Genomic DNA, 8635 nt, shown 5'->3' on the forward strand with positions numbered 1-8635 from the left:
TCGGTTCCGCGTCCGGCGAGTATCTACTTTGCAATCGAGCGTGATACAACATCCCTTGTTGAAAGCTCCATTCTGTCAGCGTCATAATCCTCCATGAAACGCTTTCCGTCTGTATTTTTGAGCTGGCCGCCCTCTCCCCTTACGGCTTCTGTAATCAGCCGGCCTCTTGCATCATACGGGAAAACAGCGCCTGTCGGGTGAAACTGCACCATCTCCATATCGATCAATTCTGCTCCCGCCCGATATGAGAAGGCAAAGCCCTGTCCGTTTCCTGTCGCACAGTTGGTGCAGACATCGTAAATCTGGCCGAGACCGCCGGTTGCGACAACAACAGAGTCGGCGCGTATAACAATCATCTCACCCCGTCTGTTCAGTCCGATTGCACCGCAGACCCTGTCGCCTTCTTTCAGGAGATCGATAACCGTTATCTCCTGCAGAATTCTGATATTTTCCGTTCTGACCTTCTCAACAAGGGTCATCATCATCTCATGACCTGTTCTGTCTCCGGCAAAGCATGTACGGGGGAATTTCTGGCCGCCGAACGGGCGCTGTGCAAGCATCCTCTCCTGGGTTACATCAAAGACCGCACCCCATTTTACAAGGTCGGCCATTCTCTCAGGCGCCTCTTTTACAAGTATTTCCACAAGTTCCGGGTCGTTTAAATATGCACCGCCCCTTAAGGTGTCCTCTCCGTGAAGCGGGCATGAATCCTCACTGTTTAACACAGCGTTATAGCCGCCCTCGGCCATAGTCGTACATCCGCCCTTGCCGGTAAGTGTTCTTGAAAGAAGTATGGTATCTCCGTATTTTGATGCCTCGATAGCGGCACGGGCACCTGCTCCCCCGCTTCCGATCACAAGTACGTGGCAGTCGGTCACATCATATGAATGCATAGTTATGACAGTTTAGTAACTGGAATACTATAAATAAATGGCAAATAATTTTTTTTACAACCCGCATGCTGATACCTATATTAATACCGGTAAAAAGTAAATATATAAGAATAACAGAAATCTGACAGAGTGAGCTAAATTGAGGCTTTTAATGAAATTTGGTGGCACCTCGGTCGGTGATGACAAATGCATCGCCCGTGTTGTCTCAATTATAGACCATTACTACAAAACCGGCAATGAACTGGCAGTAGTGGTATCTGCAATATCCGGAGTGACCGATCAGCTCCACGCAATTGCATCAGAAGTAGAGAAATCATCAGATAATCCTCCGATTGACTCTTTTATCGCATCAATCCGGACAAAACACAAAAAGATTCTTGATGTGGTTGCAAAAGACGAGTCGGAGGCTGTCTTAAAGGAAATTGACATCCGGCTTGAAAACCTCAAAAATATTCTGACTGCAGTTCACAACCTGCGCGAGCTCACTCCGCGTTCGAAGGATTACATCATATCGTTTGGTGAGAGGCTGTCTGCACAGGTTGTCAGCGCCGCACTGAGGCAGGCCGGGATACCTTCTGTTCCCTTAAACGGATGTGAGGCAGGAATACTTACAAACGGAAATCACGGCTGTGCAAATGTCCTTCCCGAGAGTGAACCGAGAATCAAGTCAAGGGTTGTTCCCTTAATGCAGGACGGGGTTCCGGTTGTAATGGGATACATGGGATGCACCGAGCAGGGCATTGTTACAACCCTCGGACGCTCGGGTTCAGACTACACTGCAGCAGTCGTCGGTGCCGCAATCGATGCAGAGGAGATATGGATCTGGACTGACGTTGACGGAATCATGACATCAGATCCGCGTATAATAGGGGATGCAAGAGTAATTCCGGATATTTCATATCTTGAGGCTATGGAGCTTTCATACTTCGGTGCAGAAGTCCTTCACCCCAGAACCATTGAACCTGCGATGCAGAAGGGAATTCCTGTCAGGGTAAAAAATACCTTCAATCCGTCTGCGGGCGGAAGCTGTGTTATTGCCGATGAACGCCGTGATGACAGGATTGTCAAGGGAATTACCTTCATAGACAAGGTGTCACTCATAAATCTCGCAGGTGCGCAGATGTTCGGACGTCCCGGGGTTGCACGCTCAATTTTTACCGCACTTGCAGAGAATCATGTCAATGTCATGATGATCTCCCAGGCATCATCTGAGTCAAACATCTCTCTGATTGTTGACGATGATCATCTGACCCGTGCTGTAACCGCTCTTAACAGGGTCCAGCAGGGCGGATACATAAGAGAGGTGACATTCGACCGTGACGTAAGTGCGGTTGCTGTTGTGGGCACCGGAATGGCAGGTGCACCGGGTATTGCAGGCAGGGTTTTCACTGCTCTTGGAAAGGCCGGTGTAAACCTGATGATGATCTCCCAGGGCTCATCCGAGGTGAACATATCATTTGTTGTAAAGCACGAGGACGGAAAAGTTGCCCTTCGCGTTTTGCATGACGAGTTCAAGTTATCAGAGGATTCGGAATGACGCAGGATTTTAACAAATGCGGCCACACTTACCGCGATGCAGGAGTGGATATAGACCTTGAGGCTGACGGTGTAAAGGCGCTTGTCAGTATGCTCACATTCAGGCGTGAGGGAGACTTTGCAATGTGCAGCGACGTCGGGCACTTTGCAGGCTTAATCGGGTTCGGCGACTATGCCCTTGCCCTTGCGGTTGACGGTGTCGGCACAAAGATGCTTGTCGCGGACTTAATGGAGGACTGGTCAACACTTGGAATCGACTGCATTGCGATGAATGTAAATGACCTCTATGTGATGAACATGGAGCCTGTCGCATTTGTGGACTACATTGCAACGGAGGGTGTTGAGATAGATAAGATGAAACAGATTGGAAAAGGCTTAAACGAAGGTGCAAGACTCTCCAACATGAATCTTATCGGCGGCGAGACTGCGACCTTAAAGGGAATTGTAAACGGTCTTGACCTTGCCGGAACATGCCTGGGAGTTCAGAAGAAGGATCAGATTATAACAGGCTCAAAGATAGTGTCCGGTGATGTAATAATAGGCGTTCCCTCAAGCGGAATTCATTCAAACGGGCTGACACTTGCAAGAAAGATTGTGGATGACTGCGCATCGTACAGCGATATGATGCCATGGGGAAAGACTCTCGGTGAGGAGCTTTTAACCCCCACAAGAATCTACAGTGAGGTTCTGGCAGTCACGGCAGCCTGTGATGTTCATGGTATGTGCCATATAACAGGCGGAGGACTCAGAAATCTGACAAGGCTTGGGAAATTCGGCTTTGACATAACAGAGCCCCTTCCCATGCAGCCTGTTTACGAATGGTTAATGCAGGCCGGTAACGTCGACGAACACGAGATGTACCGGACGTTTAACATGGGTATGGGCTACGTTTTTGTTGTTCCCGAATCAGTTGCGGAAAGTGTCATAAAGATTGTTCCCGATGCAGCAATTGTCGGAAAGATAAGGGAAGAAGAAGGGATCTGGCTTAAGGGTAAGCCGTTTCATTAAATTTTTCTAATTTTTTTCAATTTTTAATATAAATTTTTGGCAGAATTAAAAAAAGATATCAAAAGATGTGAAAACTTATTTCAGACTCTGTACCATCTTGCAGACCAGAGCTCTTTTACAAGTTTTTCTCCGGCATGCCTGTCCGGTTTTGTATCAAACTGTCTGTATATTATCGGGATGTCGCTTTTTCCTGCGATATCCGTTCCTGTTTTGCGATCGCCCGCAACGATGATAACATCTGCAATATCTTTGTATTCGTCGAGAAGTTCTGAGAAGATTTCGCCGGCCTTATCAATATGGTGCTTTATGTCCTCTTCTCTTAAGCGTTCAAAACGCTTCTGCGACCATCCGCCTTTTGAGTGCTTCTCCTTGACACTGCTCCTTATCAGTTCACCCTTAATCAGGCCGGACTCGGTTGCAATTCCTATGTATGACTCGCCTGCATGGCCGAGTATAAATGCGGCATGCCTCTCCTTTGAAAAGATCTCCTCTGCGGGGTCTGTCTCAAATCTGCTCCCTCTTTTTACATATGCATGTTCGGGGGGAAAAGGAGGTGCGGCAAAGAAATTTCCGACTGAAGGGTCGTCTATGTCGAAAAAGCCGATATGTCCTGTTTCTGATTTAATGCTATCCAGGTATGCGGTTATCTCTCCGTCCCTGTCTATGACTTCAGGAACAATCTCTCCGGGCGGAAGATATATCGATATCAGGGAGTCTTTTTGTGATTCCACGGATGCAATTTTTTCGAGAAATTCCAGAGATCTGTTTTTTGAGAGATAGAAGTCTTTTGCAAATATTTTTCTGTCGCTTTCCTCCATTTCAAAGGTTAATGCCGAGATGCGGTTTTCAAGTGTCTCAATTGAAATTTTTGCCCGTTTTAACTCTTCTGTGGTCTCCTGAAATCTTGCAGGTTCTGACTCTTTCTTCTCCTCGCGTTTTGAGAGTCTCTTTCTGAGCTTTTCGTTCTCCTTTTCGAGATCTGCAATTTTGGTTTCGAGTGTTTCCACCTTCTCCTCGAGATCTTTTCTGAAAAAGTGGCTGATCATAAAAAAGTACCTTATGGTTTTAAAATTTATTCTGATTTTTCTTCGCAGTCTTCCTCAGGGGGGACGGGCACTGACTTAACTGCCTTTTTGCTTACTATGCCGGAGTTGCCGTCCAGATCCTCTATTATGAGTGTAAATTCAACTTTTCCGTCACGTGCATCTGCGAGTCTTAATTTAAGGGCATCTATCTTCTCTTTATCCTCTTCTTCAGCGCTTAGTCGTATTGTATCGAGTACTTTATCAAAACGCAACAGGACTCCCTCTACGTTTGATATGAAGGCTTCACACATAGGCCCGGGGCGTACAGATAATCCCAGTTCCGGAATCTCCATCGTTCCCACACTGCTTCTTATAACACGGGCAGAGAGATCATCAGGCCCTTCTACCTTTAAGCTGTATCTGACAGGTTCTCCGTCGCCGATGACAAGTGTGTCAACAGATGTGAATCCGCAGTCACAGACGGCACTTGCAAGCAGAACCTCGGAAAAATAGGGAATTCTTTCTGTCTGATATATATATTGGATATCTTTTTTACAGTTTGGACAGGGTGCGACAATAACGCGCCGCAATTTTCAGGCTCCGCCGATCTTATCGCGGGAGACTTTTACAGACATCGGAGTGATGATGACATACTTCTGATCCCCGAGACCAACAATATCACCGTTTACATCTGCTGCAACATCACGAAGATCTTTTAAGACACGTTCGTATGATATCTTATCCATTTTAAGGCGTCCTATGTCGACAATTACTATATTTCCGTTGTAAACCTCGTCTTTAATTCTCGGAGTGTCGCGGAGCTCGTTTATAGTTGCTATCTTTACATACATTGATGCAGGCCCTGAGGAATTTGAAGTCTCTATTGAAGCAAGATCAAGTTCCATGTAGTCTGACTCATCAGGCTGGTTGCTCCTTTTGAAAAGAGATGAGATCTTTACCATATGAAAAATTTGTGGTGTGAATTTTATTTAACTCTATTCATTGTAGAGCGGTTTTATCTCCAAAAACACATTAAAAATATCAATCCGGGAGTTTTTTAAAAAAACAAAGGGAGTATTACACGATTTCTGCAAAACTCCTTATTTTTAGTGCGCATGTTTTTTTTAGATTTCCAGATTCCAGATATCATCCCCGACATAATGGATGTTTTTTGCAACCTTTCCAGTCTCACAGGCCATCATTTCATCAGAATTCATAAGTGCAATCCCGATGGCAAGCGGCTTTTTGTAGGACTCTTCGACTATTACAAGAGGTTCTCCCTCTTTTATGTCATCTGAGACTGATACAATCCCGGGCCGCATCAGGTCAGCACCTTTTGCCATGAATGGAATTGCTCCTGAATCGACAACAACTCTTCTTTCAGGAAACGGTTTTGCGACAGCGCCACGCAATGTCGGGAATACAGACTCATTTATCTCCATTAAGTCCGGCTTTTTGTCGATAAGGTAGATTATTACATCCCCTGTTGTTTCAGCCATTTCAATCTTATCGGAATGAAACAGATCAGATGAATCTCCTATGTTTTCCCTAAGCTTCGCATATATTTTTGAAATTTTGGATTTCCTGACAGTATATCTCTTTCTGACACTAAGTCTGGCCATTAATCTCTCCTTTATAAATTATAACATGCATATAATTTACCATTGTAAAATTGTCTTCCCATGCGGGGTTGCGCTATATTTATTTATGTTACCCTCGCAATTATAGTAATCCTCATTAAACAGATCAGGGAATCTTATGACACAAAGACCGTTGGAAATTTTAGATAAGGCACTCAATCAGAAGCCTGTTATCGTAAGCCTGAAAGGCGGCAGAGAAATTCGTGGAATTCTTCAGGGCTACGATGTTCATATGAATCTCGTACTTGAGAATGCAGAAGAGGAAAATGATGGTGTTGTTACAAAGGCAGGCACACTCATTGTCCGCGGTGATAATGTAATTTATATCTCACCGTCAGTCAATTGAATAAATAAAATCAAGTTTTTTAGAATACAGGTGAATTTAAAATGAGTAAAGGAACTCCATCCAGAGGAAAACGACAGACACAGACTCACATTGTCTGCAGAAGATGTGGAAAGATTTCTTACCACAAACGCCACAAGATATGCTCAGCATGCGGTTTTGGCAGATCAAGCAAAATGCGCAAATATAACTGGGTAACGAAGAGATCAAGAATCCCAACCCACTAAAATTATGTGTGGAATCGTTGGCATCGTCGATGCTGGCGGTGTCTCTTTCCCGCTTTACTATGCACTCTATGCACTTCAGCACAGGGGGCAGGAAAGCGCGGGAATTACCACTTTTGACGGCACTAACCTGTACAAGTACAAAGAGCAGGGGCTCGTTGCCGAAGTTTTTGATGCAGATATTCTGTCCGGTTTAGAAGGTAATGTCGGTGTGGGCCATGTCCGCTATCCGACGACAGGTGCAAAGATACCTGAAAATATCCAGCCTTTCAACTTCACTTTTCAAAAGAAGCAGATTGCTGTTGTTCATAACGGAAATCTCACAAATACAGAGGCTCTCCGACGTGAATTTGAGAAAAGAGGTCAGATATTCTGCACAACTGCAGACACCGAAGTAATCGGCAACATAATAGTTGATGAGCTGAGGCATTCAGACAGCATGCAGGATGCAATTTTAGCCTGCATGAAGAAACTTGAGGGTTCATATTCTGTCTGCGTGATGGTTAACGACAAAATATATGCATTCCGCGATCCTCTCGGCATTCGCCCTTTATGTCTTGGAAAGCTTGGGGAAGGCTATATTTTATGCTCTGAATCAGTTGCTGTAGATGCATTAAACGGCGAATTTATACGGGATGTAGAGCCCGGCGAGATGATAGAGGTCTCAAAGGAGGGTGTGAAATGCACTCAGATCGCACGTGCATCGGGCTGCGGATTCTGCATATTCGAATATATTTATTTTGCAAGGCCTGACTCTGTTATTGACGGGAAACTGGTATATGATGTCAGAAGAAGAATCGGCCAGTCTCTTCATCTTGAGGCCCCTGTTGATGCCGATATCATCTCTCCTGTGCCTGATTCCGGAACCGCTCATGCGACCGGATACTCGGAGAGTTCCGGAATTCCTTTCCGTGAGGGGCTCATAAAGAACCGTTACATGGGCAGGACATTTATCATGCCGAATCAGAAGGCACGTGAAAATGCAGTCCGGATCAAACTAAATCCTGTTAAAAAGCACCTGAACGGAAAATCTGTTGTTCTGGTTGACGACAGCATTGTCCGGGGAACGACGTCAAGAAGAATTATTGATATCGTCAGGGATGCAGGTGCAAAAGAGGTCCATATCAGGGTTGGATCGCCGCCGATAAAGGCGCCGTGCTATCTTGGTGTTGATATGCCTACAAGAGAGGAGCTCATTGCAAGCAACAGGACCTGTGAGGAGGTCCGCGAGAAGATTGGCGCAACCTCGCTTCACCATGTTTCAATTGAATCTTTGATAAGGGCTACAGGACATTGTGCTGAAGATCTCTGCATAGGATGCTTAACAGGTGAGTATCCTTTAAAGATAGGCTCTGAGAGGGCATGTCCAAGACATATTGATTTTATTTCAGGCAGTTATCAGGTTGACCTTGAAAAATTTGAAAATAAGTAATATATTCCTCTGATATCTAAAAATCCCTTCAAATTTCTTTTTTTATAATGTTTTTAATTATGACTTGTAAGGCATTGTCTGTTATTACGGAATAATCCGGAATGCAAAGAATTCTATAAATGTTTTTATAAGGTCCGGCAGATAAAATAACATCCGGAGCAGATCCTTAAAATGAAGAAAGTGCGGTTTTTTAAATATACAATATCTATTTTTGCGGCACTTTTACTGTTGATTGGTCCGGCATCTGCTCTTGAATATTCTGTATCGGGATATTCTCTTCCTCTGACAGATGACTCTGATATTCGCTGGAATGCAAAAATATCGGATGAAAATGTGGTATGGGTTGAAAAAACCGGGACAGGGCAGGCGATTTATCTGTATAATCTTTCAGAAAATGAGAAAAAGATGATAATATTTTCGCGCTATTCCGGCTATAATCCTGTGCTTTCTGAAAATAAAGTAGTCTGGAGTGAAAAATCAGATTACAATATGCCTTCGCAGGTTATTTCATACAATATCCTGACAGGAAAATAT

The 8635-nt window shown here is 44.6% G+C and carries 10 protein-coding genes and 1 pseudogene; 6 read left to right on the forward strand and 5 right to left on the reverse strand.

The features are described from left to right. Positions 1-26: 26 nt before the first annotated feature. A pseudogene (locus ACTB1O_RS04535) lies at positions 27-893 on the reverse strand (FAD-binding protein); the annotation flags it as partial. A 151-nt stretch (positions 894-1044) separates the two neighbouring features. On the opposite strand from ACTB1O_RS04535, the gene ACTB1O_RS04540 reads away from it, so the two are divergent. Next, positions 1045-2430, forward strand: a complete 1386-nt coding sequence (locus ACTB1O_RS04540) for an aspartate kinase (protein ID WP_462993953.1) — start codon at positions 1045-1047, stop codon at positions 2428-2430. After that, the gene (gene purM, locus ACTB1O_RS04545; protein WP_462993954.1) at positions 2427-3437 is read left to right on the forward strand and encodes a phosphoribosylformylglycinamidine cyclo-ligase; all 1011 of its coding nucleotides are present in this window, start codon (positions 2427-2429) and stop codon (positions 3435-3437) included. Before ACTB1O_RS04540 ends, purM begins: the two co-directional genes overlap by 4 nt. Before the next feature lie 80 nt (positions 3438-3517). Here the strand turns inward: purM and ACTB1O_RS04550 are convergent, their stop codons facing one another. The 4 genes from ACTB1O_RS04550 to ACTB1O_RS04565 form a co-directional block, all read right to left on the reverse strand. Continuing rightward, the gene (locus ACTB1O_RS04550) at positions 3518-4483 is read right to left on the reverse strand and encodes a Vms1/Ankzf1 family peptidyl-tRNA hydrolase (RefSeq protein ID WP_462993955.1); all 966 of its coding nucleotides are present in this window, start codon (positions 4481-4483) and stop codon (positions 3518-3520) included. 26 nt (positions 4484-4509) lie between these two features. Then, complete coding sequence (locus tag ACTB1O_RS04555) at positions 4510-5052, reverse strand: ZPR1 zinc finger domain-containing protein (RefSeq protein ID WP_462993956.1); 543 nt, start codon at positions 5050-5052, stop codon at positions 4510-4512. 3 nt (positions 5053-5055) lie between these two features. Next, positions 5056-5424 carry a cell division protein SepF gene (locus tag ACTB1O_RS04560; protein ID WP_462993957.1) on the reverse strand — a complete coding sequence of 123 codons (369 nt, stop codon included), beginning with the start codon at positions 5422-5424 and terminating at the stop codon, positions 5056-5058. Between the two features lie 162 nt (positions 5425-5586). Next, positions 5587-6084: an RNA-binding protein gene (locus ACTB1O_RS04565; protein WP_462993958.1), complete on the reverse strand. Its 498-nt coding sequence runs from the start codon at positions 6082-6084 to the stop codon at positions 5587-5589. Between the two features lie 136 nt (positions 6085-6220). Here ACTB1O_RS04565 and ACTB1O_RS04570 point away from each other — a divergent pair, with 136 nt between their 5' ends. From ACTB1O_RS04570 to ACTB1O_RS04585, 4 genes are all read left to right on the forward strand, one after another. Then, positions 6221-6448, forward strand: coding sequence for an LSM domain-containing protein (locus tag ACTB1O_RS04570; protein ID WP_462993959.1), 228 nt, complete (start codon positions 6221-6223; stop codon positions 6446-6448). A 41-nt stretch (positions 6449-6489) separates the two neighbouring features. Next, positions 6490-6672: a 50S ribosomal protein L37e gene (locus ACTB1O_RS04575; RefSeq protein ID WP_462993960.1), complete on the forward strand. Its 183-nt coding sequence runs from the start codon at positions 6490-6492 to the stop codon at positions 6670-6672. 4 nt (positions 6673-6676) lie between these two features. Beyond that, a complete protein-coding gene (purF, locus tag ACTB1O_RS04580) occupies positions 6677-8101 on the forward strand; it encodes an amidophosphoribosyltransferase (RefSeq protein WP_462993961.1) in 1425 nt (474 codons plus the stop codon). Between the two features lie 171 nt (positions 8102-8272). Beyond that, positions 8273-8635, forward strand: a 363-nt coding sequence (locus ACTB1O_RS04585) for a hypothetical protein (RefSeq protein ID WP_462993962.1), incomplete at its 3' end; no start/stop codon positions are given.

It is taken from the genome of Methanomicrobium sp., from assembly GCF_055145805.1.